Annotated in this window: 31 protein-coding genes; 22 read left to right on the top strand and 9 right to left on the bottom strand. The window is 48.5% G+C overall.

Translation table 11 applies throughout. The features are described from left to right. Nucleotides 1-23: 23 nt before the first annotated feature. The 11 genes from AC56AD_RS02795 (at nucleotide 24) to AC56AD_RS02845 (ending at nucleotide 10,275) form a co-directional block, all read left to right on the top strand. Nucleotides 24-584: a sugar transferase gene (locus AC56AD_RS02795; RefSeq protein ID WP_012507376.1), complete on the top strand. Its 561-nt coding sequence runs from the start codon at nucleotides 24-26 to the stop codon at nucleotides 582-584. A 5-nt stretch (nucleotides 585-589) separates the two neighbouring features. Continuing rightward, complete coding sequence (gene fcl / locus AC56AD_RS02800) at nucleotides 590-1,570, top strand: GDP-L-fucose synthase (RefSeq protein WP_012507377.1); 981 nt, start codon at nucleotides 590-592, stop codon at nucleotides 1,568-1,570. A gap of 6 nt (nucleotides 1,571-1,576) precedes the next feature. Then, complete coding sequence (gmd, locus tag AC56AD_RS02805; protein WP_012507378.1) at nucleotides 1,577-2,719, top strand: GDP-mannose 4,6-dehydratase; 1,143 nt, start codon at nucleotides 1,577-1,579, stop codon at nucleotides 2,717-2,719. 749 nt (nucleotides 2,720-3,468) lie between these two features. Further along, complete coding sequence (locus AC56AD_RS02810; protein WP_012507379.1) at nucleotides 3,469-4,062, top strand: acetyltransferase; 594 nt, start codon at nucleotides 3,469-3,471, stop codon at nucleotides 4,060-4,062. 158 nt (nucleotides 4,063-4,220) lie between these two features. Continuing rightward, complete coding sequence (locus AC56AD_RS02815) at nucleotides 4,221-5,435, top strand: glycosyltransferase family 4 protein (RefSeq protein WP_012507380.1); 1,215 nt, start codon at nucleotides 4,221-4,223, stop codon at nucleotides 5,433-5,435. An 8-nt stretch (nucleotides 5,436-5,443) separates the two neighbouring features. Beyond that, a complete protein-coding gene (locus AC56AD_RS02820; RefSeq protein ID WP_012507381.1) occupies nucleotides 5,444-6,046 on the top strand; it encodes a sugar transferase in 603 nt (200 codons plus the stop codon). Nucleotides 6,047-6,110: 64 nt separating this feature from the next. Further along, a complete protein-coding gene (locus tag AC56AD_RS02825; protein ID WP_012507382.1) occupies nucleotides 6,111-6,353 on the top strand; it encodes an acyl carrier protein in 243 nt (80 codons plus the stop codon). Next, nucleotides 6,350-7,675, top strand: a complete 1,326-nt coding sequence (locus AC56AD_RS02830; RefSeq protein ID WP_012507383.1) for an AMP-binding protein — start codon at nucleotides 6,350-6,352, stop codon at nucleotides 7,673-7,675. The genes AC56AD_RS02825 and AC56AD_RS02830 overlap by 4 nt, the downstream gene beginning before the upstream one ends. Continuing rightward, nucleotides 7,672-8,397: an SDR family NAD(P)-dependent oxidoreductase gene (locus tag AC56AD_RS02835; protein ID WP_012507384.1), complete on the top strand. Its 726-nt coding sequence runs from the start codon at nucleotides 7,672-7,674 to the stop codon at nucleotides 8,395-8,397. The genes AC56AD_RS02830 and AC56AD_RS02835 overlap by 4 nt, the downstream gene beginning before the upstream one ends. A gap of 17 nt (nucleotides 8,398-8,414) precedes the next feature. Continuing rightward, nucleotides 8,415-9,017, top strand: a complete 603-nt coding sequence (locus tag AC56AD_RS02840; protein WP_012507385.1) for an acyltransferase — start codon at nucleotides 8,415-8,417, stop codon at nucleotides 9,015-9,017. Nucleotides 9,018-9,090: 73 nt separating this feature from the next. Beyond that, on the top strand, nucleotides 9,091-10,275 hold the full coding sequence (locus AC56AD_RS02845) for a DegT/DnrJ/EryC1/StrS family aminotransferase (protein ID WP_012507386.1): 1,185 nt from the start codon (nucleotides 9,091-9,093) through the stop codon (nucleotides 10,273-10,275). Between the two features lie 10 nt (nucleotides 10,276-10,285). Here the strand turns inward: AC56AD_RS02845 and AC56AD_RS02850 are convergent, their stop codons facing one another. The 8 genes from AC56AD_RS02850 to AC56AD_RS02885 form a co-directional block, all read right to left on the bottom strand. Then, nucleotides 10,286-10,978 carry an EpsI family protein gene (locus AC56AD_RS02850; protein WP_012507387.1) on the bottom strand — a complete coding sequence of 231 codons (693 nt, stop codon included), beginning with the start codon at nucleotides 10,976-10,978 and terminating at the stop codon, nucleotides 10,286-10,288. Next, nucleotides 10,959-11,834, bottom strand: coding sequence for an exosortase/archaeosortase family protein (locus AC56AD_RS02855; RefSeq protein WP_012507388.1), 876 nt, complete (start codon nucleotides 11,832-11,834; stop codon nucleotides 10,959-10,961). The genes AC56AD_RS02850 and AC56AD_RS02855 overlap by 20 nt, the downstream gene beginning before the upstream one ends. Continuing rightward, nucleotides 11,834-12,763 carry a hypothetical protein gene (locus tag AC56AD_RS02860; protein ID WP_012507389.1) on the bottom strand — a complete coding sequence of 310 codons (930 nt, stop codon included), beginning with the start codon at nucleotides 12,761-12,763 and terminating at the stop codon, nucleotides 11,834-11,836. The genes AC56AD_RS02855 and AC56AD_RS02860 overlap by 1 nt, the downstream gene beginning before the upstream one ends. 66 nt (nucleotides 12,764-12,829) lie before the next feature. Continuing rightward, nucleotides 12,830-14,542 carry an IS1634 family transposase gene (locus tag AC56AD_RS02865; RefSeq protein ID WP_012507107.1) on the bottom strand — a complete coding sequence of 571 codons (1,713 nt, stop codon included), beginning with the start codon at nucleotides 14,540-14,542 and terminating at the stop codon, nucleotides 12,830-12,832. Nucleotides 14,543-14,719: 177 nt separating this feature from the next. Then, the gene (locus AC56AD_RS02870) at nucleotides 14,720-15,109 is read right to left on the bottom strand and encodes a SurA N-terminal domain-containing protein (RefSeq protein ID WP_012507390.1); all 390 of its coding nucleotides are present in this window, start codon (nucleotides 15,107-15,109) and stop codon (nucleotides 14,720-14,722) included. After that, the gene (locus AC56AD_RS02875) at nucleotides 15,106-15,777 is read right to left on the bottom strand and encodes a PEP-CTERM sorting domain-containing protein (RefSeq protein ID WP_041526396.1); all 672 of its coding nucleotides are present in this window, start codon (nucleotides 15,775-15,777) and stop codon (nucleotides 15,106-15,108) included. The genes AC56AD_RS02870 and AC56AD_RS02875 overlap by 4 nt, the downstream gene beginning before the upstream one ends. 164 nt (nucleotides 15,778-15,941) lie before the next feature. After that, nucleotides 15,942-16,880 (bottom strand): hypothetical protein, encoded by a 939-nt coding sequence (locus AC56AD_RS02880; protein ID WP_012507392.1) that lies wholly within the window; start codon nucleotides 16,878-16,880, stop codon nucleotides 15,942-15,944. Then, entirely contained in the window at nucleotides 16,871-17,659 is a 789-nt protein-coding gene (locus AC56AD_RS02885) for a hypothetical protein (protein WP_223293969.1), read from the bottom strand. The genes AC56AD_RS02880 and AC56AD_RS02885 overlap by 10 nt, the downstream gene beginning before the upstream one ends. 87 nt (nucleotides 17,660-17,746) lie before the next feature. Here AC56AD_RS02885 and AC56AD_RS02890 point away from each other — a divergent pair, with 87 nt between their 5' ends. From AC56AD_RS02890 to AC56AD_RS02915, 6 genes are all read left to right on the top strand, one after another. Next, nucleotides 17,747-17,899, top strand: a complete 153-nt coding sequence (locus AC56AD_RS02890; RefSeq protein WP_190274016.1) for a hypothetical protein — start codon at nucleotides 17,747-17,749, stop codon at nucleotides 17,897-17,899. A gap of 70 nt (nucleotides 17,900-17,969) precedes the next feature. Further along, nucleotides 17,970-18,941 carry a GDP-L-fucose synthase family protein gene (locus AC56AD_RS02895; protein WP_498984076.1) on the top strand — a complete coding sequence of 324 codons (972 nt, stop codon included), beginning with the start codon at nucleotides 17,970-17,972 and terminating at the stop codon, nucleotides 18,939-18,941. Between the two features lie 6 nt (nucleotides 18,942-18,947). Then, on the top strand, nucleotides 18,948-20,090 hold the full coding sequence (gene gmd, locus AC56AD_RS02900) for a GDP-mannose 4,6-dehydratase (protein WP_012507394.1): 1,143 nt from the start codon (nucleotides 18,948-18,950) through the stop codon (nucleotides 20,088-20,090). A gap of 69 nt (nucleotides 20,091-20,159) precedes the next feature. Next, complete coding sequence (locus AC56AD_RS02905) at nucleotides 20,160-20,411, top strand: DUF4258 domain-containing protein (RefSeq protein WP_223293970.1); 252 nt, start codon at nucleotides 20,160-20,162, stop codon at nucleotides 20,409-20,411. Next, nucleotides 20,408-20,608 carry a DUF2283 domain-containing protein gene (locus AC56AD_RS02910; protein WP_012507396.1) on the top strand — a complete coding sequence of 67 codons (201 nt, stop codon included), beginning with the start codon at nucleotides 20,408-20,410 and terminating at the stop codon, nucleotides 20,606-20,608. The genes AC56AD_RS02905 and AC56AD_RS02910 overlap by 4 nt, the downstream gene beginning before the upstream one ends. Before the next feature lie 166 nt (nucleotides 20,609-20,774). Further along, the gene (locus AC56AD_RS02915; RefSeq protein WP_190274017.1) at nucleotides 20,775-21,047 is read left to right on the top strand and encodes a hypothetical protein; all 273 of its coding nucleotides are present in this window, start codon (nucleotides 20,775-20,777) and stop codon (nucleotides 21,045-21,047) included. Nucleotides 21,048-21,167: 120 nt separating this feature from the next. On the opposite strand, the gene AC56AD_RS02920 is transcribed toward AC56AD_RS02915, so the two are convergent. Continuing rightward, entirely contained in the window at nucleotides 21,168-21,494 is a 327-nt protein-coding gene (locus AC56AD_RS02920; protein ID WP_012507397.1) for a helix-turn-helix domain-containing protein, read from the bottom strand. Between the two features lie 433 nt (nucleotides 21,495-21,927). Between AC56AD_RS02920 and AC56AD_RS02925 the strand changes: the two genes are divergently transcribed. From AC56AD_RS02925 to AC56AD_RS02945, 5 genes are all read left to right on the top strand, one after another. Then, complete coding sequence (locus AC56AD_RS02925) at nucleotides 21,928-22,101, top strand: hypothetical protein (protein WP_190274018.1); 174 nt, start codon at nucleotides 21,928-21,930, stop codon at nucleotides 22,099-22,101. Nucleotides 22,102-22,354: 253 nt separating this feature from the next. After that, on the top strand, nucleotides 22,355-23,362 hold the full coding sequence (locus AC56AD_RS02930) for an Rpn family recombination-promoting nuclease/putative transposase (RefSeq protein ID WP_041526649.1): 1,008 nt from the start codon (nucleotides 22,355-22,357) through the stop codon (nucleotides 23,360-23,362). Between the two features lie 334 nt (nucleotides 23,363-23,696). After that, nucleotides 23,697-24,689: an Rpn family recombination-promoting nuclease/putative transposase gene (locus tag AC56AD_RS02935; protein ID WP_012507399.1), complete on the top strand. Its 993-nt coding sequence runs from the start codon at nucleotides 23,697-23,699 to the stop codon at nucleotides 24,687-24,689. Nucleotides 24,690-24,767: 78 nt separating this feature from the next. After that, nucleotides 24,768-25,658 carry an Rpn family recombination-promoting nuclease/putative transposase gene (locus AC56AD_RS02940; RefSeq protein ID WP_012507400.1) on the top strand — a complete coding sequence of 297 codons (891 nt, stop codon included), beginning with the start codon at nucleotides 24,768-24,770 and terminating at the stop codon, nucleotides 25,656-25,658. Between the two features lie 208 nt (nucleotides 25,659-25,866). After that, a complete protein-coding gene (locus AC56AD_RS02945) occupies nucleotides 25,867-26,826 on the top strand; it encodes an Rpn family recombination-promoting nuclease/putative transposase (RefSeq protein WP_012507401.1) in 960 nt (319 codons plus the stop codon). The last annotated feature ends 88 nt before the right edge of the window (nucleotides 26,827-26,914 follow it).

Consider the following 26,914-nt stretch of genomic DNA (forward strand, 5'->3'; position numbering starts at 1 on the left):
ATAATCTGTTGTTTTTATTGTTCATGAAGCGACTTTTTGATATCACCATGTCGCTGCTGGCTCTTCTTGTGTTCGGTATGCCGATGCTTATTGTGGCTTTGTTCATAAAGCTTACGTCGAGAGGCCCGGTACTTTACTGGTCGGATCGAGTTGGAAAGAACAATGCTCTTTTCAGGATGCCGAAGTTCCGCACCATGCTTGTTGAGACTCCGGCTGTTGCAACTCACCTTATGTCAGATCCTGACAGATTTCTTACACCCATCGGCAAGTTTCTCCGGAAAACGAGTATTGATGAACTGCCTCAGCTTTGGAGCATTCTGATAGGAGATATGAGTATTGTTGGCCCTCGTCCGGCGTTGTTCAATCAGGATGATCTGATAGCGTTGCGTACTGAAAAAGGGGTGCATATTTTGACTCCTGGACTTTCTGGCCCTGCACAGATTAACGGCCGTGATGAATTGCCGATACCGGTAAAGGTTGAATTTGACGAGTATTATCTTAAAAATCGCTCCTTTCTTTTTGACCTGAAAATAATAGTTCAGACCATTTTCAAGGCAGTCAAGGGCGATGGAGTAACGCATTAAAATTTATGCATAAAAAAATATACATAGCCGGTCATCGGGGTATGGTTGGTTCTGCCATTGTGCGAAACCTGCTTGCCGGGGGGCTCAGCTCGGATAATCTGCTGTTCAGAACGCATGCTGAGCTTGATCTTACCTCTCAGGCGGCTGTTCGGGCATTTTTTGAGGGTGAAAAGCCTGATCAGGTCTATCTGGCGGCGGCGAAAGTTGGGGGGATTCATGCCAACAACAGCTATCCGGCGGAGTTCATCTATCAGAATCTGATGATGGAGGCCAATATTATTCATGAGGCCTGGCGGGTGGGGGTTCAAAAGCTCCTGTTTCTTGGCTCCAGTTGCATCTATCCCAAGCTGGCGCCTCAGCCGATGCCGGAAAGCGCTTTGCTGACCGGGCCGCTGGAGCCGACCAATGAACCCTATGCCATTGCCAAAATTGCGGGTATCAAGCTTTGTGAAAGTTATAACCGGCAGTATGGGGAGAGCGATGGCACTGATTTTCGCAGTGTCATGCCGACGAATCTGTATGGTCCCGGCGACAACTATCACCCTGAAAACAGCCATGTTATTCCCGCGCTGATCCGTCGCTTCCATGAAGCTATGGTCAGCGGAGATGCTGTTGTGACGCTCTGGGGTACCGGTACGCCACTGAGGGAGTTTCTGTATGTTGATGACATGGCTGCAGCATGCATTCACGTCATGAATCTCGACAAAGCGACCTTTGACGCCAATACCACTCCTATGCTGAGTCATATCAATGTTGGCAGTGGCAAGGAGGTGACGATTCGTGAACTTGCCGATACTATTGCAATGGTTATCGGTTTTCAGGGCGGTATTGCATTTGATGCCTCGAAACCTGATGGCTCACCCCGGAAACTGATGGACAGCAGCCGACTCAACAATCTTGGATGGCAGCCGAAGGTGGGGCTTGAAGAGGGGCTGAGGCTGGCGTATAATGATTTTCTTCTTCATGAACATGCTTCTCATTTTTAAATTTCTATGAAAGTTGCTCTTATTACCGGGATAACCGGCCAGGATGGATCTTATTTGGCGGAACTGCTGCTTGAGAAGGGGTATGAGGTGCATGGCATCAAGCGGCGGGCCAGCTCGTTCAATACCCAGCGGATTGATCATCTCTATCGTGATCGCCATGATATTGAAAATGAGGGTTCTCCGGTTTCTCATCACTCGTCGCTTTTTCTCCATTATGGTGACCTGACCGACAGCAGTAATCTGACTCGCATTATTTCGGAGGTACAGCCTGATGAGGTCTATAATCTTGGTGCGCAGAGTCATGTTGCGGTGAGTTTTGAGTCGCCGGAGTATACGGCTGATGTTGATGCCATGGGTACGCTGCGTCTGCTTGAGGCGATTCGCTTTCTGGGGCTTGAGAAGAAAAGCCGTTTTTATCAGGCTTCGACGTCGGAGCTGTTTGGTTTGGTGCAGGAGATTCCGCAGCGGGAGAGTACCCCTTTTTATCCCCGCAGTCCCTATGCTGTGGCGAAACTTTATGCTTACTGGATTACGGTGAACTATCGTGAGGCCTATGGGATGTATGCCTGCAACGGTATCTTGTTCAACCATGAGTCGTCGCGGCGGGGTGAGACTTTTGTGACGCGCAAGATTACGCGGAGTCTTGCCAATATCACCCAGGGGCTTGAGGAGTGCCTCTATGTTGGTAACATGAATGCCTTGCGCGACTGGGGCCATGCGAAGGATTATGTGCGGATGCAGTGGATGATGCTGCAGCAGGAGCAGCCGAAGGATTTTGTTATTGCGACGGGTGTGCAGTACAGTGTTCGCCAGTTTATTGAAAAGTCGGCGGCGCAGCTTGGGATTACCATTCGCTGGGAAGGCACCGGCATCAACGAAGTCGGTATTGTTGATTCACTCAGTATTCAGCACTCAGCACTCAGTACTGGTTCAGTTATTGTTCGGGTTGATCCGCGTTACTTCCGTCCTGCGGAGGTGGAGACGCTGCTTGGGGATCCGGCAAAGGCGAAAGCAGATCTTGGCTGGGTACCGGAAATTACGCTTGACGAGACGGTTGAGGAGATGGTAGCGTACGATCTCGATCTCGCCCGGCGTCACGCCCTCCTCAAAGCCAATGGTTATACCGTGGAGGTCAGCAAGGAGAGTTGATGGGGAAAGTGGGTAGTGGAAAGTGGGGAATGGGGATTAGGTAATGGGAAGAGGTTTTCATTACGAATCTTTTTCTGTCATCATCACGAATTCCCTTCTTTTCATCATCCCTTACGCCCCTTCTTGTCATCCCCATGTTAGGGAGGGATTTCATTGGGATGAAGAGGAAGAGTTTTGCCCGCGAATTACACGAATTTACGCGAAAAAGAAATTAAGGCGGTTTACTGGCTCAGCTTCGCTGCTCCAGTATCCCGCCTTGTTTTGCATTAAGAGGTGAATTGTTTTTTGTCATCCCGAATGCCTCTACTTGTCATCCCCACGTTAGGGAGGGATCTCATTGGGATGAAGAGGAAGAGTTTTGCCCGCGAATTACACGAATTTACGCGAAAAAGAAATTGGCAGTTGGTTTTCTCGTACGTTGACGATAAAAACAACTGCCGAGTTTTCATTAAGAAACGAATTGATTTGGTGTTAGCCTGTACTTACTTTCTTCTCATCCCTTACTTACGCCCCCTTTTGTCATCTCGACCATCGGGAGAGATCTCATAGCAATACCGGGGATTGGGATGAAGAGGAAGAGTTTTGCCCGCTAATTGACGCGAAAAGGAAATTAAGGCTGTTTGTTGTTTCAGCTTTGTTGCTCCAATATCCAGCCTTGTTTTGGATTAATTCAGGGATTAAATCCTTGAATTAAGGCAAGAGAAGAGTTTGTCCAATAATTACACGGATTAGCACGAATTGGGGTTGGTATGGAAAGAATATTGATTGTTGGGGCTGGGGGGCATGGGCGTTCTGTTGCTGAGTCGATTGAGTTGAGAGGAAACTTTCAGATTGCCGGTTTTATTGATGACAGTTATCCTGAAAAAAAGCAGGTGTGGGATTATCCTGTTTTAGGCGCAGTGGAGGATATTTCCGTTTTTTCTGATAGAGCTGAATCACTTGTTGTTGCTATTGGTAACAATCGGGTGCGCAAGGCTCTTTTCGGTAAGGCAAAAGCATCAGGATTTATGCTGCCGTCAATCATTCATCCGGCGGCTTTTGTTTCGTCTCGTGCTGTTATTGGAGAAGGTTGCTGCATTATGGCCGGTGCTGTTGTTGGTACTGAGGCTGTTCTTGGCAGTGGATGTGTTGTGAATGTGAATGCTTCGGCGGATCATCACTGTCGGCTTGAAGACTTTGCTCATCTTGGTGTTGGTGTTCAGCTTGCTGGCGGGGTAATAGTTGGAGATTCAGCATGGTTGCAGGCTGGTTCGTCTGCAGGATATGGGGTAGTAGTTCCTGATGAGGCTAATGTGTTACCATGCATTGGGTTGCTAAAAGATTGTGTTACGTGCAAAGTGTGAAGTGTTACGATTGAAGATGAGAAAATGATTTTGATTTTGGATTGAACAGATAAGAGGCGCGTTACGGATTTTACAAGGCCTTGTGTCAGGTGGAGTATTGGATGTCCAGAAGCAGGGAATGTATATCGGATTCTGTTTAAAAGTTTTTTTGTTGATATGTGCGGATATTATTGTTAACCCAGTGGTTTGATCCTGAACCGACTTACAAAGGCTTGTATTTTGCCAAGGAGCTTCAAAAACAGGGATTTGAGGTAGAGGTACTTACGGGGTTCCCAAATTATCCTGGAGGGAAAATATATCCAGGGTATAAAATTCAATTGTATAAGAAAGAAGTAATTGAAGGGGTACTGGTTACTCGTGTTCCCCTCTATCCCAGTCATGATCAACGTGAGATTGGTCGTGTACTGAATTATGTCAGCTTTGCGGTCTCTGCCCTTGTTTATGGAGTGTTAAGGGCAAAGAGACCGGATGTGGTGTATGCCTACCATCCGCCACTGACCGTCGGGATAGCGGTTTCTCTCATCCGCCTGTTCCGTCGGGTGCCCGTTGTTTATGATATTCAGGATATGTGGCCCGATACCCTGCGGGCTACGGGAATGGTTTCAAATTCCCGTGCGCTCGATATTGTAGGCAGGATCTGTAAATTGGTTTATCGCTCTGTTGACCGTATTGTGGTGCTTTCTCCGGGTTTCAGGAAGTTGCTTGTCGAACGGGGCGTTCCCGAACGGAAGGTAGATGTGATCTATAACTGGTGCGATGAAGCATCGATGGGTAATCCTGCAGGGGAGATTCCGAAAGATTTCTTTGGTTCAGGGAGCTTTGCCATTGTTTTTGCCGGTAATATGGGGAAAGCCCAGGCGCTCGATGCCGTGCTTGTTGCGGCAGAGATCGTTCAGAAAAAGGCTCCGGAAATCTGCTTTGTGTTTATTGGCGGAGGAGTTGAGGTCGATAATCTGAAAAGTCTCGCACATGAGAAGAACTTGCACAACGTGCGTTTTCTTCAGCCTGTGCCGATGGCTGAGATTGGAGGGGTTCTCGCTAAGGCCGATGCGCTTCTGATTCATCTCAGAAAAGACCCGCTGTTTACCATAACCATACCCTCAAAGACCCAAGCGTACATGGCTGTTGGAAAGCCGCTGCTTATGGCCGTTGAAGGAGATGTAGCCGATCTGGTGAAAGCCGCCGGTTGCGGCGTTATCGCTGAGCCCGAGAACCCCGAATCTATTGCAGATGCGGCATTGAAGCTGTTTTCGTTATCTTCAGCAGAACGGAATGCTATGACAGAGCGGAGCAAAGAGTACTATAAGTCTAAGTTATCTCTGAATGTAGGGGTTGAAAAGTTTGCCGCTATTTTCAGACAGTCAGCAAAATAAGTTGTTGTATGGTCAAGCGTCTTTTCGATTTGCTGCTTACGATTCCCGGTACTCTTGTTATTCTGCCGTTCCTGCTGGTTCTTGCTTTGCTGGTCCGGATTTTTCATGGCAGCCCGCTGTTTTTTACGCAGGTGAGGCCGGGCAGGCATGGGAAGCCGTTCAGAATGTGCAAGTTCCGGACGATGACCGATGCAAGGGATGACATAGGCAATTTGTTGCCAGATCAAGAGCGCTTGACTTCACTTGGCAGGTTTCTTCGTGCGACCAGCCTCGACGAGTTCCCGGAGTTGATCAATGTGTTGAAAGGCGATATGAGCCTTGTCGGTCCACGTCCGCTTCTGATGGAGTATCTGTCTCGGTACTCTCCGGAACAGAATCGTCGCCACGATGTGAAACCGGGAATGACCGGTTGGGCTCAGATCAATGGACGTAATGCCATCAGTTGGGATGAGAAGTTCATTCTGGATGTGTGGTATGTCGATAACCGGTCGTTATGGCTCGATGTCAGGATACTGGCCATAACCATGCTGAATGTGGTGTTGCGGAAAGGGATCAATCATAACAGTACCGAGACGATGCCTTTTTTTCAGGGTTCAGAAAACCAAAAGTGAAAATGATTGGGTATGGCCTGAAAATTATTGGTAATCCGGCGCATGAAATTGAAACGAGGTCATCATGAAAGAGAAAATTGTGGCCATTATTCGCGAAATGGCCGCCGAATACGGTTGGTCAGTTGTCAGTGATTTTTCCGATGATACGGTTCTGCTTGAGAGCGGTCTTGATTCTCTGGGGTTCGCTATTCTTGTAGCTCGTCTGGAGGAGGAGCTGCAGTACGATCCCTTTTCCATGATGGATGAACCGGTCTATCCGAGGACACTGGGAGAGTTTGTGGCTGTTTACGAGCGCTATGCTTCATGAAAGCTGAGGCGTTATCCTCTATTCTTGAGGGTTTTGATGGCGGGCAAACGGTTGTATTGTCAGCAGAGGCAAGGCTTACTGTTGATCAGCTACTCGAAAATGCCGATGCGCTTTTCCGGAGATCTTCCGTTACGTCGGGGAGCCGGATTGCACTCTGCGGTTTGGCGGTTTTTGATCTGATAACGGCTCTTGCGGCATTCGATGGCAGGGCCGGGGCGATGCTGCTGCTCCCGGCATCTGCGGATTCAGCATCAGGAGATCGTCTTGTTTTGGCTGCCGGTTGCACTCACAGGATGGACGGTGAAGGTATTCGTGCATTGCCGGATTGCCGGGAAGGGTGCGGTTCTGCGGATGCCGATGCAACGCAGTGGTTGCTGGCGACCTCCGGAACGACCGGAGTTCCGAAGTTGATCGGTCATACCCTTGCATCCCTTTCCCGTACTGTAAAAAGAGATGTTGCAAAGGGTCGCGGTTTTATCTGGGGGTTGCTTTACGATCCTTGCCGTTTTGCCGGTTTACAGGTTATTCTGCAGGCCTTGTTATCGGGTTCTATGCTGAGCGTTTCTTCATCGCATGATTTTAACAGGCAGGTTGAGGGTTTGGTTGCGGGTGGTGTCAATGCGCTCTCGGCTACGCCATCTCTATTGCGGAAGTTGCTGATGGCTGGCGACATTAAGGAATGTCCATTACGGCAGATAACGCTCGGAGGTGAAATAGCCGACCAGCAGATTCTGGATGGGTTGAGGCATTGTTTTCCTTCAGCAAGAATTGTTCATATTTACGCATCGACAGAGGCTGGAGTTGGCTTTTCCGTTCATGACGGCATGGCCGGGTTTCCTGCGGCCTGGCTTGAAGATGAACGTAAATCTGTTCCGATGAAGGTTCGCGGCGACGGGCATCTTCTGGTCAGGCCGACAACAGTTCCCGAGGGGGAGGAAGTAGCGGGACGGCTCGATGCCGATGGCTATCTGGATACCGGAGATCTTGTTTGTGTCGCTGGCGATCGGGTGTTTTTTTCAGGGCGGGCTTCCGGGTCTTTAAACGTTGGCGGCAATAAGGTTATGCCTGAGTATGTTGAAGAGCATATCAGGCGTGTGGACGGCGTTTTTGATGTCTATGTTTACGGGAAGAAAAGCAGCATGATGGGGCAGATCGTTGCGGCGGATATTGTGCTCGATCCAGGGGTTGATAAGGCTGTGATAAGGGGAAATATTTTAAGTTATTGCCGATCTGCATTGGAGAACTGGCAGATACCGGGTGTCCTTCGGTTTGTCAGCGGACTGGAGGAAACCGCGGCGGGAAAACGCGAAAGGCTGATATGATGAAAGTTGTTGTTGTTACAGGCGCTACGCGCGGTTTGGGGTTTGCCATTGCCCGGCAATGCATAGCTGACGGGTATAAGGTTGTTGCTGTCGGCCGCACCATGACCGAGCCGTTGGCTTCGTTGCTGCAGAGCTTTCCTGAGCGTATTGTATTTGAACCATATGATTTTTTTAATACGGCGGGGATTCATGCGTTTGCCGTCGGTATCGTGAAACGGCATGGTAGGCCCTGGGGGCTTGTGAACAATGCGGCTATCGGTACCGATGGAGTGCTTGCGACGCTGCATGAACAGGATATTGCCGATTTGATAACGATCAACCTACAGGCGCCGGTTCTGCTGACCAAGTACCTGTTGCGTCCCATGCTGCTGAACAGGGGGGGGCGGATTATCAATGTTTCTTCGATTATTGCCTCTACCGGTTTCAATGGACTTTCCGTATATGGAGCGACGAAAGCTGCAATGGCGGGGTTGACGAAGTCGCTGGCTCGTGAAGTAGGCAGAGCGAATATAACTGTCAATACCCTTGCGCCGGGGTTTATGGAAACCGATATGACATCGTCGCTTCAGGGAGAGAAGCTTGAGTCGGTCAGGCGCCGTTCTCCACTTGGGCATCTGGCTACCGTTGAAGATGCCGCTCATGCTGTGAGTTTTTTGTTGAGCGAGAAAGCATCGAGTGTGACTGGAACGACCTTGACGGTGGATGCAGGCGCTACCGCCTGAATAAATAATTCATTTTTATGTCAGATAAGCAGCGCCATACCGATAACCCTTTTTACAAGGGTTTCTTCGAGAGCGAAGAACTCATGAACATGGGCTTCATGTCTGTCGGGAAGAATGTGAAGATTGCAAAAAACTGTACTATCGTCGGGCTTGAGAATATTTCGCTGGGGAATAACATCCAGATTGATGAACAGGTGTTTATTGCGGTCAATAAAGGGTACCTCGATATCGGAGATCACGTGCATATCGGAGGTGGATGCCATGTAAGTGGCACGGGTGGCGTAACGATTTCGGATTTTTGCGGTTTGTCGCAGGGGGTGAGAATCTATTCGGTTACGGATGACTATACAGGGTATTCGTTAACGAACGCAACAGTTCCCGAGCGCTTCAAAAGTGTTAAAGTCGCACCGGTCAATCTGGGCAGGCATGTGCTTATCGGATCGGGCAGCGTTGTTCTGCCGGGTGTTACGATCGGAGAAGGTTCAGCGGTAGGAGCGCTTTCACTTGTCAGTATTTCGCTAGATGAGTGGGGGGTCTATTTCGGCTCTCCGGCAAAGAGAATCAAGGCGAGGTCGAAGAAGTTGCTGGAGATGGAGAAGCTGCTTCGAGAAGGAGGTTGAGATCGGGTTACGATGAAAAGCGATACTCCGTTCCTATTTCTCTGGCTTAAGAAACATATGTTGTAATCGATATATGTTGAATACTTCATTTCCTCCCTGGCCTTCGTTTAGTGTTGATGAGGCTGAGGCGGTTTCTCGGGTGGTTTTGTCTAATCGGGTTAATTACTGGACTGGGCAGGAGTGTCGGGAGTTTGAGCGGGAGTTTGCTTTGTGGGCAGGGTGCGAGTATGCTGTTGCTCTTGCGAATGGGACGCTTGCGCTTGAGGTGGCTTTGAAGGCTTTGGGGATTGGTTTGGGCGATGAGGTGGTGGTTACTCCTCGTACGTTTATCGCTTCAGCGTCGTGCGTTGTGGCTACGGGTGCGGTGCCGGTGTTTGCGGATGTTGATCGCGATACGCAGAATATTGCCGCCGATACGGTCGCTCAGGTGCTCTCTCCGCGGACGAAGGCGGTAATTTGCGTGCATCTTGCGGGTATGCCGTGCGATATGGATCCGATTATAGATTTGGCGCGTGAGCGAGGGTTGCTGGTGATAGAGGATTGCGCGCAGGCGCATGGGGCAATATATAAGGGGAGGCCTGTGGGATCTATCGGCCATATAGGGGCGTGGTCATTCTGCCAGGACAAGATTATGACCACCGGAGGCGAGGGCGGTATGGTGACGACGAACGACCGTGCGTTGCGGGATGCCATGTGGGCTTATAAGGATCACGGGAAGTCGTGGCGTGCTGTGAATGAAATGTATGAAAATACAGAACAGTCGAGTTTTCAGTGGTTGCATGAGTCGTTCGGTTCGAATTACCGGATGCTCGAGATGCAGGCTGCTATCGGCAGGATTCAGTTGCGGCGGATGCCGGAGTGGAGCGCAAAACGGCGCGGGTATGCGGGGATGATATGGAATACAGCACGGCTGTTTCCGTGGTTGCGCGTGCCGGATGTTCCGGATTGGGCGGAGCATGCGGCTTATAAGTGTTATGTGTTTGTGGTGCCGTCGGCGTTGCCGGATGGGTGGGATCGCGACCGGGTGATGGCGGAGATCAATGCGCAAGGGGTGCCGTGTTATTCGGGGTCGTGTTCGGAGATCTATCTTGAGAAGGCGTTCGAGGGGACGGGGTGGAGGCCGGCGGAGCGGTTGCCGGTGGCGAAAGAGCTGGGGGAGACAAGTTTGATGTTTCTGGTTCATCCGACGCTTGAGCAGGAGCATATTGAAAAAACCTGCAAAGTGCTACAGGAGGTTATGTCAGAGGCTAAAAGATAAATTATTGTTTTCAATCATGAGTGCCCATAATCAAATCTCGGTCATTCGCAGGAAGACTCTCAAGATATTCCCTGATGTAATCAATATGAGCTGTTGCAGGCTGATCCGGTGCAGGGCGCTCACTTGACACCCTTATCATGATATTGTCGGGCATGGTGCCCAGCATTGAACGTATCAGACGAGTCATCTTGTCAATACGTGTCGCACTGAAAAGCGATTGATTCGTTCCCAAATCCAGTTTCCCGCCTGTTATCCTCCAGTACATCACATCTTCTACCCTGTTGCCTTGTTGTGCGGTAAAGGTAATCACCTCCTGCTTTCCCATTTTTGTTGTCACTGATGCTTGCTTAGGTGTGCCGATTTCAGATCCACCAACCTGATAGCATACCTGTTGTAGATGACCAGCACGGCGGATGCCGTCGCGACTCCAGGTCATCAGCATGGAAACGGTTTTTCCGTCAGGGTACTGGTAGGTGCGTGTTGTAACCAAATCATAGTCACTTTTAAGCGATTTGCTCCATTCTGAGTCAACAGAGTGACCGGAAAGAGGTGCCCAGCCATCGGGGTGCTCTCTTATCAATCGTTCAAGATCGGGTGGAGCTCCCTTAAAGGTGAGGTGTTCTCTTGCTTCGACCAAGAGTAGTGATGAGAGGAGCAAAAGACCGGTTGCTATGGCCAATGCGCTATACCTGGTTATCCGCATGTGCTTTATTTCCTGTTTGCTTATAACCTTTAGAGGCTTGGAACAAAAATCGATCGATCAGGGCAAGAATGAGCAGTGCCACAATAAAGACGAATATACCGGTCATATCATGGAATAACCCTTGAGCAAAATTTTCGCCGATATATTGTGTTGCCAATACCAGCGATATGACACGGAAGAGGTTGGTGAGAATGGCAACAGGAAGAACGCAAGCAACGAGGACAAGGATGTGCCATGGTTTGCGTTGTGCGCTTTCTCGCAGATAGAGTACAGAGAGTGCGGTTAATGAAAAAATTGAGTTCATGCCTGAGCAGGCTTTGGTCACCTCAGCGCTGTATGGACCGAAATAAAGGATGACGCCGTTGGCGACAACAGGAAAAAGGGTTGCACTGATCATTTTTGCTGATACCGTTGCAATGGCTAATGCTAAATTGGACGATAGCAGTTGCGGAGCAATCCACCCGATAAGGACAATGATCGTTCCGGAAAGGGCAATGAAAAACGCTGATCGTCTGTATTGCTCCGGAGCCAGAGTTCCCAGCAAACCGGCAGCAATGACAAAGAGCCCCCAGATTTCAAGAATCATCGCAGGGTAGAGACGTCCTGCGGTATAGAGTACCCAGCCGAAACCTAAAAGAGCCAAGCCTGAGAGAAGGTTCCCTCTTCCTTGGCCAAGCAGGGATACGGTGATACTGCTGCGCTCAATCCATAACACGACAACAAGAATGACATACAACAACGGTTCATCGCTGTTGCCAAACGAGGGGTTAAAGAGTGTATATCGCGCAGCGGAATGAAAAGCCATAAGAGCAAACAGCAGCCACGGAAACCATGATGCGTGAGGTCGAATGTTCATCAGTGGACAATTCGCATGGTTCCGAACACAGTTGCTGCTATAAGCAAGCTGAATACTACAACGGGTATCCAGTGAAACCGTTCCATTGTGCGTTGAACAAATTGAAGGGCAAAGATTCGACTGCTACCTGTTCCGACAAGAATTCCGGTTATAATAGCGACCGCCATCATCCAGAAGGGAATGATACTCCAAAGCAGATACAGGTGATAGCCAAGGGCGGAGAGAACCGATACAGCAATAGCGATAAGAGTCAGTTCAACAATATGCGATGTCATATATACATCGTAGTCATATGGCATTGGAGTCTCTTTTTTTCGAGCTGGCCAGAGCCGTGGAAGCCATAGAGTGCCTCTCTGAATACACATTGAAGCCGTTAACAGCAGCATTGCAACGGTAAAAGAGAAGCTCAGCAGTGCCGCAAAGCGAATTTGCCGGTACATTTTGCTTGTGGCTCGAGCCGGGTCCGGGGTCGGGAGGGTAATCGCCTGCTGTTTGCCTTTTGTTCCTGGGGCGTCAGGTTTAAATTCGCCGAAATAGCTGATTTTGGAAGCATCAACCACCTCAGTCATTTTTTGTGTAAATACAATGTTTCGTTGCTGAGCATTGATCAGATTTGCTGCGGCCTGCTCTGCTGCTTGACCCTCCAGCGGAATGGGCACAATGGTGTGCAGCATCAGCATCATGGAGAATTTGTCTTCAACTCGCATGACTACCGGAACATTTGCTCTTGCTGTGCTTAATATCTTGAGAATTGCCGGTTCGATTTGATCTGAAGCGAGCGTTCGCGTAGTTCGTCGGAATGGTATCGACTTATTCTTAACGTTATCGAGCAATGCTGTCAATGAGGCTCCTTTCCCGACAGAAGCATTCAATGACTGCAGAAATGGAACATTAACGCCCTGAATGATCACCTCTTCGTAAACGAGCAATTTTCTTTGGGCAAACAGATTGGGATTTTCTTCTACTACCCTGAAAGTAGGATAAAGCGCACACTATCATGAGGTCACTCCCAGATATTTCAGGAACAGCCGATCTCTGGCTACGGATTCAGTAGACCAGCGGTAGTTGCCCATGACAGTTCGTACTTGAGTCGTCTCAATGCAATCGAACCAATCCAGAATCTGAGCGAGAGATCGTTGCTCAAGCCACTGTTCCAATTTTTTTTCGAGATTGACAAGTGCTTTGGTTTTTTCGCTTCCGTTCTTTCCAAGCTCTGCCCGCATTTCCTTGATTTTCTTGGTCAGGAAGCAATGATACCCCAGTGACACAAACTGTACGAATTGCCTTCCCCGCAGGTTGTCTGGATGCCATGTGCGCGGCCTTGCTCCATCAAGGCCTCCCTTCACCACGGCGAAGATCTCCTCTATTTTTTCACGCAATCGATAGTCTGCCAACGCTGTGAAGGTCTTCATGGCCTGATTGCTGACGAGCGCAAAATAGCCGAAGTATTTCGTCGCTTCGACAATGGCCTTGTCGTTGAAACCGACCCTCAATTGTCCACCACGCCCCTTTTTTGAGCAGATCAGATATCGCTCGATTTTTCGTTGCGCAGATTTCGTGAACTCCATCACCCCATCTTCTACTTGAGCTTTGAGTTCAAACAGCTCCTTGCGGAAGTCGAGCTGCTTCTTGGTGTCGCTGTTAGGGGAATAGAAGACATGGACATAAAGGCGGCGCACGAACCTCTCTTCTTCTCCGCTCAGCTTGCCGTTTCGCGACAGTTGGCGCACTCGACCGAACTCGTGCATTCTCATCGCCGTGGCGCCGCAAACCGACGGATCAAACTGGCAAGTGCTCGACATGCCCGCCAGCGTCTCCCGAAGCGCATCCACCGTCTCGCGAACCCAAGTGATATTGGGGTCAACCAGAGTAAGGAATTTCATGTTGCGCAAGGCGAATTTCATCATGTTCCCCTCACTGTAGTAGCCGTTATCGGTAACGATCAAGGGTTTCTCAAGGTTAAAGCACTTGAGTTGCTTCAGGGTGTTCTCAATGGATATGACGTCCGGAACATTGCCAGGCTGCTTGGCGAATGCTAACGGCTCGCGTTCCTTTACGGAATACAAGGTTAGAAGCTTGATGGTTTTCAGTCCGTCACCATCCTTATTGAACCCATGCCGTGCTTCCGACTGGTTCTCGGAGTAGGTCGATATCGTGGTCGAATCAAACGCCAGCACAGGTGCCTTGCCCAGGCGATCCGCCCGGAAGGAGAAGTAGCGCTGCACGCGGTCTTCGTCGCACCCGACACATTTGAACAAGTCACTGTAAACGTCTTCAGTGATAACTTCGCTGTAGGGAAGGGAGTGCATTACCTGCCAACCCTCAAGGCGTGGCAAGGTGTTTCCGCCGGAACCGATCCAGTAACGCGCAATAGAGAGAATCTTGGCAGCGTCGCCCTCGCTGAACGAAGAACGCACGTCATCGTCAATGCCGGAGGCTTTACCGACCCACTCCAGAAGATCCGTGAGGCCACTGTGCCTGCGTAGCGCACCAACCAAGCCCCCTTCATTTTTGCTTTTTTTCGGGCGTGTAGGGATTATCTCCTGTGTTCCCGACTTGATTTTCCCTTGGAGCTTCTGACTGACGGTATAGGTCTTTCTGGTTCGTTCATTATAGCCTGTAACCCGCTCATAGATGTAAATATCGCCATTCGGGCGCCTTTCACGCCGTTCGCCAACGTGAGTTTTTCCAGTTACTGGTTTAGACACGGGGTATTCTCCTTTTTAAAGTGTTTTCCTTATTATACATACGTACACGTTAAAAAGCAAGAAAAAAGCGCGGTTTTTCTAAAAAAAACACAACTTCTCCGGAAAAAACACAACTTTTTTTGAAATAGTGCTCAGGTGGCGATCTTTTTTAGTTAATGTGTGCGCTTTATCCGACTTTCAGGCTACTACTGTTTGGATCGTTTCCTGGGAGAGAGGCTTGGCTGTTGATACAATTTTTGCTTCGGCCAACCCTGCAAGAACACCGCGACGGGCATTATAGAGGGCAATGGGGAACTCAGGTGACTGGTCAAGCTTCATCTTCGCAGCCTGCTGGGCAAGGAGCTCAGCACGAACCAACCCAGCCAGAATGCTCCGGCGCTGATCGCGCTTTACCGATTCACTGGCTCCCGGTGCGGAAGCGCGCTGATAGAGAAAATCGACTTCACGCTGGGTAATTTCAACACCGTTGACAACCGCAGCAACCCGGCCATCACTGCCATCGCCAGCATGAGGGGAGCAGCCAGCGATGACAAAGGCAAAGAGAAAAAAAACAAAAAAAGATTTCACACTGCTGGAACTGAAGTTTTACCAGACTTTTTCTTCAGCCTTCTCGCACCTAAAAGACCTCCGATACCGAGGAGCACAAGACTGGCTGGCTCCGGTGTTGCTGGTCCGCGAAGCTGAAGGCCGTTTATTACAACTCTATTACTTGTACCTGTTGCGGCATAATCAATTACTAACTGGCCTGAACTATTTGCAGAATAAGTTCCTAACACATAATTCAATCCTGGAGTAAAGGTGCCTGTCTTTCCATTATTTGCAGTGGATGTAACATAAGAACCATCATTAACTCTAAATATTAATTGTTCAGGTATTTCAACGTTATTTTCACTTTGAGTATAGATATATAGTTCATAATTTTCACCAGCTACAAGTCCCCCAAAGGTCATATGATCTAGAGGATGTGCGCCTGTGTAATACATATAACTTCCCATCAAATTATCATCCGCAGGATTGGTACCAGTGTAAAATGCAGATTCTGAATGACTCATTGTCCCAACACCATCAGGATCATAAACAAATGATACAGTACTCCCGTCTCCATCTGAATTTTTTAAATTCGTGATCGATTCACCGCTCCTACTAAATGTTTTATTCCAAAACTGAGATGAACCGAAATCTGTAGAAGCAGCAGCACCATTGTAAACGTCAGTACTAAAGTTAACATTAATCAACTGATCTGCGTCAAGTATTTAATTGAATTATAGCTATTTTTTATGGTAAATCCTATTCGTTTTTGACAACAGTAGTATATGTTTGCTATAAATTTTTGTGGTGTGGATAGATGAGAGTGGAGAATCCTGAGAACAGTCATGATCCGATGTTTATACCCTGCGATCTACTCCTTAATACCAAAGAACTCGGCTACAGGAAAATTTTCAGGCAGGATATAGACGTATCCCTTGCCGGAACTGAAGGTACCCATGAGTGTCGATTGGAAAAACACGACAGGAACATTGATACACCCCCAGGAGACACGATTGTCTTTTGCCGTCGGTGAATCGAGTCTTTCCAGACGATGTTGTCCAGGAACATTGATCACCTCATGGATGGCAAGTTGGGTTGCAAAATCAACCCAGAGAACCACTTTATCGTGGCTGTCATAACCTTTACGTGCAAAAAAACGCCCCGCTTGAGTAATACGATCTTTTTCGGGTATCTTTGAAAGTGGCTTGCCTGCTATGCCGTCAGGCAAGATATCTCCTGTGCTCATACCAAGTAAAGTAGGCGCATCGCCGATTAGTTTACCCTCCGGAGAATAAACGAAAAGATGGGCGTTTTTCTTGTCGAGAATAATGAATGGATATTTTTTGTTATCCCCTACCTTCGTGACCCACATAGCCACAAAGCTCGCATCGGAGACTGGTATCTCCGATGCGAATGCAGCATTAAGAAAAGTGACAAGCCATAAGGCAAGATTCAGAGTACAAAAATAGACCCGGAACATATACTTCTGTGTGCCAATTAACCGCGAGCTCCACCTCTGAGATCCAGCTCCGGTACTGGAGGTACAGGCGTCGGCGCAGGTGCCGGCGGCGGCGGCGCTGGTGCTGGCGGCGGTGGTGGCGGTGGTGGTGGCGGCGGCGGTGGCGGCGGCGGTGGCGGTATCGGAGGTGTATCCGACGCATTTCCGCTTCCAAAAGCTGCATAGGCTTCGGATACAAGTACTCCCGAAACAAATGTCTGCAAGATGCCGGACGTCATCCCGATTAATAGGCAAATCCGGGTAAATGCAAGTGTTTTCTTCATGGTATGAACAATTAAGAATTAACGCCATATTGCAGTACTCACCCCGGCAATAAGCCGGACACCATCACCAGAATTTTCTGTTAAATCAGCAAGGCCTACGGTAACAGCTACCGGTACGGAATTGTTGATAAAAAACGTTTTCCCGACAGCCGCACTGAGGTTAATGCCATTCCATTCACAGATAACGTTGAAATTGTCAAAAAGCTCATAGGCAACGTTGCCGAAAACCCAGGTTCCGTCTTCTCCTTTGCCGTTTGCAACATCAGCGGGACTCTTTTCGCTGAACCGACCATTACCAACCCCGATACTGTAGTGCAGTTTCGTGCGACTGGTCTCCTGGTTGACCTGTACCTTGTCAAGTAATCCCTGACTGAAGACGATGTAGTAACTTTCATCCGCATCAGAGAGATCATCACCAGTAAGCATGATATGTTCTGCGCCTACGGCAATTGAACTGCCCGACCCAAGATAGCGGTGAAGCTGCATGACAAGGCCTATACGATTCCAGTCACTGAGATCATAATTGACTACCCCGACATGAAATCCAGCATTTTCATAGGGATTGCCGATTCCGATGCCCGCCATCACCCCGCCATCGTTCTTATCGCTATACGGCGCAGGAGAAGTTCCTCCAACAGCAAAAAAAATTGTTCCGTCTGAGGCTCCCCAACCAGTAGGAGTGAGGAACGACTTCGGATGACTATTCGGAAATGAGAGCGTAGAATACTCAAATGCTTTGGCCGAACAAGGCCAAAACGAGAGTAAAACCCCAAGCATTGCGAGTTTTTTGAGATTGAAATGTTTCATAAGCATGGCAGTTCGTTTAATATGGAAAATATATTTTCCTATAATAACCCGTTAAGTTTATCTAAAAAATCAGAAATATCCTAATCGATGAAAAAATTCACAGAAGCACTTCTGAAGGAATGCGGAATAATTCATAAAATTCACAATACTACTCTACCATCATTGACAAAGCGTCTGATTGATGCAGTGAAAACAGCTATGATTGCTATGATGCAGCATGGGTTTGGTTCTTTGACTTGAAATGCAACTCATAAATTGTTATAATCGGGGAAAGTATTATTCATGGTGATGGGTTAATGGGGAGCATAGGATGATATACATAGCCGGTCATCGGGGTATGGTTGGTTCGTCCATTCTCCGTCAATTACAGGCAAGTGGTCTCAGCAGGCAGCAGGTTGTTCTCAGAACTCATGCCGAGCTTGATCTTACTGACCAGCTTTCAGTCAGGGTCTTTTTCGAGAATGAACGGCCTGATCAGGTTTACCTTGCTGCAGCAAAAGTTGGGGGGATTTATTCCAACAACAGTTTTCCTGCGGAGTTTATCTATCAGAATCTGATGATGGAGGCCAATATTATCCATGAATCATGGCGGGTGGGTGTTCGAAGGCTTCTGTTTCTTGGGTCAAGTTGTATTTATCCCCGGATGGCCCCCCAGCCGATGCTGGAAAGCGCATTGCTCACCGGGCCGCTTGAGCCAACCAACGAACCCTATGCTATAGCTAAAATTGCGGGTATCAAGCTTTGTGAAAGTTATAACCGGCAGTATGGGGAGAGCGATGGCACTGATTTTCGCAGTGTCATGCCGACGAATCTGTATGGTCCCGGCGACAACTATCACCCTGAAAACAGCCATGTTATTCCCGCGCTGATCCGTCGCTTCCATGAAGCTATGGTCAGCGGAGATGCTGTTGTGACGCTCTGGGGTACCGGTACGCCACTGAGGGAGTTTCTGTATGTTGATGATATGGCTGCAGCATGCATTCACGTCATGAATCTCGATAAATCGATCTTCGACGCCAATACCACGCCTATGCTGAGTCATATCAATGTTGGCAGTGGCAAGGAGCTGACGATTCGTGAACTTGCCGATACTATTGCAATGGTTATCGGTTTTCAGGGCGGTATTGCATTTGATGCCTCGAAACCTGATGGCTCACCCCGGAAACTGATGGACAGCAGCCGACTCAACAATCTTGGATGGCAGCCGAAAGTGGGGCTTGAAGAGGGGCTGAGGCTGGCGTATAAGGATTTTCTTCTTCATGAACATTCTTCTCATTTTTAAATTTCTATGAAAGTTGCTCTTATAACCGGTATAACCGGGCAGGATGGCTCTTATTTGGCGGAACTGCTGCTTGAGAAGGGGTATGAGGTGCATGGTATCAAGCGGCGGGCCAGCTCGTTTAATACCCAGCGGATTGATCATCTCTATCGTGATCGTCATGATATTGAAAATGAGGGCTCTCCGGTTTCTCATCACTCGTCGCTTTTTCTCCATTATGGTGACTTGACCGACAGCAGCAATCTGACTCGCATTATTTCGGAGGTGCAGCCTGATGAGGTCTATAATCTTGGTGCGCAGAGTCATGTTGCGGTGAGTTTTGAGTCGCCGGAGTATACGGCTGATGTTGATGCGATGGGTACGCTGCGTCTGCTTGAGGCGATTCGCTTTCTGGGGCTTGAGAAGAAAAGCCGTTTTTACCAGGCTTCGACGTCGGAGCTCTTTGGTTTGGTGCAGGAGATTCCGCAGCGGGAGAGTACCCCCTTTTATCCCCGCAGTCCCTATGCTGTGGCGAAGCTTTATGCCTACTGGATTACGGTGAACTATCGTGAGGCCTACGGGATGTACGCCTGCAACGGTATCTTGTTCAACCATGAGTCGTCGCGGCGGGGTGAGACTTTTGTGACGCGCAAGATTACGCGGAGTCTTGCCAATATCACCCAGGGGCTTGAGGAGTGCCTCTATGTCGGCAACATGAATGCCTTGCGCGACTGGGGCCATGCGAAGGATTATGTGCGGATGCAGTGGATGATGCTGCAGCAGGAGTTGCCGAGGGATTATGTGATTGCGACCGGTGTGCAGTACAGTGTTCGCCAGTTTATTGAAAAGTCGGCGGCGCAGCTTGGGATCTCCATTCGCTGGGAAGGGGAGGGGCGAGAGGAGATTGGCGTTATTGAGAACCTTTCCACTCCGTATGCATCGCTCCGTGAGGGGAGTGTGATTGTCCGGGTTGATGCGCGTTACTTCCGTCCTGCGGAGGTGGAGACGCTGCTTGGTGACCCGGCAAAGGCGAAGGCTGATCTGGGTTGGGTGCCGGAAATCACGCTCGACGAGATGGTTGAGGAGATGGTTGCGCATGATCTTGATCTTGCCCGCCGCCATGCCCTCCTCAAAGCCAACGGCTATATCGTAGAAGTCAGCAAGGAGAGCTGATCGCTGATGTCAGAAGAGGGCGGGGGTACCCCGCCCTTACGGAATCCGGGCTGAAGAAGGGGGACGTTGTTGACTGGGTGTATTTGCTGGGCGGGTTGTGCCATTTTTGGTGCTGGGTTGGGCCTGCTGCCTGGCGGCTGGGTGCTGCGAGCGTTTAACGATCCTGATTATATTGAGAGTTACGATGATGGTACAAGGCATTATCTGAAAAAAATTGTTGAAAATGAAAACAGATGGTTAAGAGTTGTGGTTAATGTAGATGTGATTCCGAACAAGGGTGTAACAGCATTTTTTGATCGTAGATTAAGGGGGAAAGCATGAAAATTACAGTTGATAAGGAAACTGATACCCTTTATTTTCGGCTTGATGAAAATAAGATAGTCGAATCTGAAGAAGTGAGGCCGGGTGTGATTTTTGATTATGATGAAAACGATGCGGTTATAGGTGTAGAGTTTCTTAATGTATCGTCAAGAACAACAAAAGAGGATTTATCGAATATGCAATTTGAGTCAGCGTAAGTTGAGACTCAAGCAATGGTGATTTTGGTTCGTTTTAAAAAGGCGTAGCGGCTTTATATGAGAAACGATTGTGGGCTGAGGGGGATGTTACTTGTCTCTCAGCGTATACCTTCCCATAACTCCTTGATATTGGATGGAGTGACACTTGAACAATTGAGATTAAAACATGGACAACGACTTGAAAATTGGTGGAATCACAGGTTCGGCTTCAGATTTGACTGCCTTACAGAGTCTGAAGCACGTTATTTGCTTAACACCCCGGATGTTGACCGCATCCGAAATAAAATTATTGCGGCAGTCCAAGGTTGAAATTGCGCAGCGGGTCAGTGAATTGGCAGGTTTACGCAGAAGGTCAAACCCGGCTGCTGAAAAGGCAACTGAAACATCGTTTTTGAGAGCTGCCAGAGTGAGCATCCGGGAAATTAAGCCGCGCATCTGAAAGTGAGCTGGAGGCATGGGCCGAAGCTATCCTTCTGCATGACGATCTCAAAGAAGGGGGACGTTGTTGACTGGGTGTAGTTACTGGGCTTTAATTTGCTATTCCATCGAAAATTGATGTTCAGATTGTTTTCGGTTGCTGTTTTGGTTTCAGTTTGATTTCCAGTTCGCAATTAACTGCTTTAGCGTATTTTCTCAGTGTGGTAAGAGAGGGGGAATGCTTGCTGCCGGATTCCAGTCTGGAGATGGCACTTTTGGTCGTCCCGATTTTCAGAGCCACAGCTTCTTGCGTCATGCCTGAGTGCTGTCGTGCAGATAACAGCTCCCTGATCAATGCGTATTTTGGTTCCAGTGCTTCATATTCTCTGCGAAAATTCTCGTCTTGAAGGTTTTTGCGTATCTCCTCCTCAACATTGTATGGTACTGGCTGGTATTGCAGATCATCCATTGTTAACCTCCTTTAATCTTTTTCTGGCAACTGCTAATACCATCTCGACCTTTCGGCCTCATTTCAAAAAGGCCGTCCCCCATCGCTTTGGTGTGGGGCATTCTCACAGTTGGCCCGTATTACTTTAACAGAAGCGAAATTCTTCTGTAATCAGCCTTAATGCTGCTGGGCCATTCCTCAATATCCTCTTTGATGCTGGGATGGAAGTATTCGATTTCATAACTCATGCCCTAAGTTAGCAAATACGATAACTATAACTATAAAAAATATTTTAACTGAAAAAACGATAGGGGACGTAGAGTACTATTGACAGTCATTCAGTGTCATAAAAGAGGAAGATGGACGTTGTTCATTACGTGTAGTTACTGAGTGCTTACTTATAAACTGCCAGAGCAGAGTAGGGGAGCAAAAGTCGGAGCAAAAGTCGGAGCAAATGCTCTATTCGCATTCATTCAGGATAATCCAGGCCAGAGAGCAGGCGAAATGGCTGTACTGTTCACAGGTAACACAGCGAACCATAGAACGATGGCTCAAGCAATTACGAGAAGCTGAGCGGATTGAGTTCATTGGCTCATCAAAAATCGGTGGATACTATCAAAAACAGTGACTATTCCGTGAAAAGCCAACGGCTACACCGAAGAAGTCCGCAAGGAGAGCTGATCTTGGAAGAGGGCGGGGGGCTCTTGACCGTACGGCTCGGAGGAGGGGGGACGTTGTTGACTGAGTGTATTTACTGGGGGGGGGTGCCATTTTTGGTGCAGGATTGGGACTGCTGCCTGGTGGCTGGGTTCACGGATTTTGGGGAAGAGATGTTATATTATTTTCGTCATTACTTCTTCATGTTTCTAAAAGCCGCATCTATGAGCATTCGATCGCCACGAAAACTGATCACCTTCGACTGGGCAATGAAGCGCTTGTTGCGCAGCAAGGCTAACTTTGAGATCCTTGAAGGGTTTTTAAGCGAGCTGCTTGGCGAGGATATTACGATTCTTGAAATCCTTGAAAGCGAGAGCAATAAAGAGAGCAAACTTGACAAATTCAATCGTGTTGATCTCAAGGTAAAGAACGGCAAAGACGAAATCATCATTATTGAGGTGCAGTATGAGCGGGAACTTGATTATCTGCAACGGATGCTGTATGGGACGTCGCGAGTCATAACCGAACATCAGCAGGAGGGTGAGCCCTATGCAACGCTGGTCAAGGTTATCTCGGTAAACATCCTCTATTTTAATCTTGGCCATGGCAGTGACTATATCTATCATGGTACGACGACGTTTGTTGGCATACACGATAACGACAAACTGCAGCTCGACATCCGACAGCAGAAGCAGTATGGGAAGATGCAGATAAACCACATTTATCCTGAATACTACCTCATCAGGCTGAACAACTTTAACAGCATCGCGAAAACATCGCTTGACGAGTGGATCTACTTTCTGAAGAACGAAGAGATCAAGGATGAGTTTCAGGCCAAAGGGATCCAGAAGGCAAAGCGGTCGTTTTCTCTTCTCAGTATGTCTGAAGCAGAACAGGCGGCCTACGCCCGTTATCAGGATGATCTTCGTTACCAGGCCAGTCTTGTAGAGTCGAACTATGGTCTTGGCCTTCGGGAAGGGAGAGAAGCCGGGATTACTGAAGGCCGCGTTGAAGGCCGTGTTGAAGGCCGCGTAGAGGGTCGAGTTGAAGGCTTGGTTGAGGGTCGCGTAGAGGGTCAAGCCCGGCTGTTGAGAAAGTTGCTGGAGCGTCGTTTTGGTGTGCTGCCAGAGTGGGCAACCGGGAGATTAAGCTGCGCAACTGAACAGGAGCTGGAGGCATGGGCCGAAGCCATCCTCACCGCACAGACACTGGAAGCGGTTTTCACTCCGTGAAAATCCTTGAAATCCGTGGACAGAAATCTTTCTTGCTGGCACATGCTTTGGAGCTCATCCGGGCTCTATTGTCCTCGCCCTGCTTAAAGCTAATGGGTATAGGGTGGATGTGAGTAAGGAGAGCTGATTTTTGAAGAGGGCGGGGGGACCCCGCCCGTACGGAATCAGGGCTGAAGAAGGGGGACGTTGTTGACTGGGTGTATTTGCTGGCCGGGTTGTGCTGTTTTTGGTGCAGGGATGGGACTGCTGCCTGGTGGCTGGGTTCACGGATTTTGGGGAAGAGATGTTATATTATTTTCGTCATTACTTCTTCATGTTTCTAAAAGCTGCATCAATGAACATTCGATCGCCACGAAAACTGATCACCTTCGACTGGGCAATGAAGCGCCTGTTGCGCAGCAAGGCTAACTTTGAGATCCTTGAAGGTTTTTTGAGCGAGCTGCTTGGCGAGGATATTACGATTCTTGACATCCTTGAAAGCGAGAGCAATAAAGAGAGCAAACTTGACAAATTCAATCGTGTTGATCTCAAGGTAAAGAACGGCAAAGACGAAATCATCATTATTGAGGTGCAGTATGAGCGGGAACTTGATTATCTGCAACGGATGCTGTATGGGACATCGCGAGTTATAACCGAACATCAGCAGGAGGGTGAGCCCTATTCAAAGCTGGTCAAGGTTATCTCGGTAAACATCCTCTATTTTGATCTTGGCCATGGCAGTGACTATATCTATCATGGTACGACGACGTTTGTTGGCATACACGATAACGATAAACTGCAGCTCGACATCCGGCAGCAGAAGCAGTATGGGAAGATGCAGATAAACCACATTTATCCTGAATACTATCTCATCAGGCTGAACAACTTTAACAGTATAGCAAAAACATCGCTTGACGAATGGATCTACTTTCTGAAGAACGAAGAGATCAAGGATGAGTTTCAGGCCAAAGGGATTCAGAAGGCAAAGCGGTCGTTTTCCATCCTCAGTATGTCTGAAGCAGAACAGGCGGCCTACGCCCGTTATCAGGATGATCTTCGTTACCAGGCCAGTCTTGTGGAGTCGAACTATGGTCTTGGCCTTCGGGAAGGGAGAGAAGCCGGGATTACTGAAGGAATTGAGAAAGGTATTGAACAGGGCTTAAAAAAAGGAATTGAGCAGGGAATTGAGCAGGGAATTGAGCAGGGAATTGAGCGGGGAATTGAGCGGGGGAAACTTGAAGTGGCCAAACGGTTGCTTGATAAGGGAATGAGCGTTGAAGAGGCGGCAGAGGCTGCGGGAATAAGCGCTAACATGTTGAAGAGATATATCGTCTCCCCCGATGTTTAGACAGCGAACATGGACAACGACTTAAAAATTCTGAACTATGGTTGTGCCGTATAATTTTCTCCAAAAGGAGAGTGAGCTATGTTTCTAAAAGATCGTTATATAAATCCGTTTACTGATTTTGGTTTCAAGAAGATTTTTGGCTCTGAAGTAAACAAGGAGCTGCTTATTGCGTTTCTGAACACGCTCTTGCCTCCGGAGGCGGGAACCGTTGCAGATCTTTCCTTTTTGCCCAATGAACAGGTTGGGCGCAGTGAATATGACCGCCGGGCGATCTTTGATCTCTACTGTGAAAACGAAAAAGGGGAAAAATTCATTGTTGAGATGCAGCGGGCGAAGCAGAACTATTTTAAAGATCGTTCGGTTTTTTATGCCACTTTCCCGATTCAGCAGCAGGCGCAGAGTGGAGATTGGAATTTCTGCCTGAAGGCGGTCTACATGGTCGGTATTCTCGATTTTGTTTTTGATGTGGATAAAGCCGATGATGCTGTGGTTCATCACGAGGTGAGACTGATCGATCGTTCAACGGGTGCAGTTTTTTATGACAAACTCACCTTTATTTATCTCGAACTGCCTAAGTTCCTGAAGACGATTGATGAGCTTGTTACTGATTTCGACAAGTGGTGTTTTCTGCTTCGGCACCTCCCTGAGCTCACTGATCGTCCAGCCCGTCTTCAGGAAAAGGTATTTCTTAAAGTATTTGAACTGGCGGAAATTGCACAGTATTCGAGTGTGGAAGCAGCGGCTTATGAAGAGAGCCTCAAGGTCTATCGTGATCTGAAGAATGTTGTCGATACGGCGTTTGATGAGGGTATAGCCGAGGGTATCGTGAAGGGCAAGGCTGAGGGAATAGCCGAAGGCATTCAGCAAAAGGCACTGGAAGATGCCAAAAGGTTTAAAGATGCAGGTGTTGATATCGAAACGATTGCACGTTGTACCGGCCTGCCGGTTACTCTTGTGGAGGGGCTGTGAGTGGTGATTTCGGAAGAGGGCGGGGGACTCTTGACCGTACGGCTCGGAGGAGGGGGGACGTTGTTGACTGGGTGTATTTGCTGGCCGGGTTGTGCCAGTGTGTTGGGCTGGATTGGCCCGCTGCCTGGCGGCTGGGTTCACGGATTTTGGGGAAGAGATGTTATATTATTTTCGTCATTACTTCTTCATGTTTCTAAAAGCTGCATCAATGAACATTCGATCGCCACGAAAACTGATCACCTTCGACTGGGCAATGAAGCGCCTGTTGCGCAGCAAGGCTAACTTTGAGATCCTTGAAGGGTTTTTAAGCGAGCTGCTTGGCGAGGATATTACGATTCTTGAAATCCTTGAAAGCGAGAGCAATAAAGAGAGCAAACTTGACAAATTCAATCGTGTTGATCTCAAGGTAAAGAACGGCAAAGACGAAATCATCATTATTGAGGTGCAGTATGAGCGGGAACTTGATTATCTGCAACGGATGCTGTATGGGACATCGCGAGTGATAACCGAACATCAGCAGGAGGGTGAGCCCTATGCAACGCTGGTCAAGGTTATCTCGGTAAACATCCTCTATTTTAATCTTGGCCATGGCAGTGACTATATCTATCATGGTACGACGACGTTTGTTGGCATACACGATAACGATAAACTGCAACTCGACATCCGACAGCAGAAGCAGTATGGGAAGATGCAGATAAACCATATTTATCCTGAATACTACCTCATCAGGCTGAACAACTTTAACAGCATAGCAAAAACATCGCTTGACGAGTGGATCTACTTTCTGAAGAACGAAGAGATCAAGGATGAGTTTCAGGCCAAAGGGATCCAGAAGGCAAAGCGGTCGTTTTCCATCCTCAGTATGTCTGAAGCAGAACAGGCGGCCTACGCCCGTTATCAGGATGATCTTCGTTACCAGGCCAGTCTTGTGGAGTCGAACTATGGTCTTGGCCTTCGGGAAGGGAGAGAAGCCGGGATTACTGAAGGCCGTGTTGAGGGCCGCGTAGAGGGTCAAACCCGGCTGTTGAGAAAGTTGCTGGAGCGTCGTTTTGGTGTGCTGCCAGAGTGGGCAACCAAGAGATTAAGCTGCGCAAGTGAACAGGAGCTGGAGGCATGGGCTGAAGCCATCCTCACCGCACAGACACTGGAAGCGGTTTTCACTCCGTGAAAATCCTTGAAATCCGTGTACAGAAATCTTTCTTGCTGGCACATGCTTTTGAGCTCATCCGGGCTCTATTGCCCTCGCCCTGCTTAAA

It is taken from the genome of Pelodictyon clathratiforme (genome assembly GCF_982375515.1).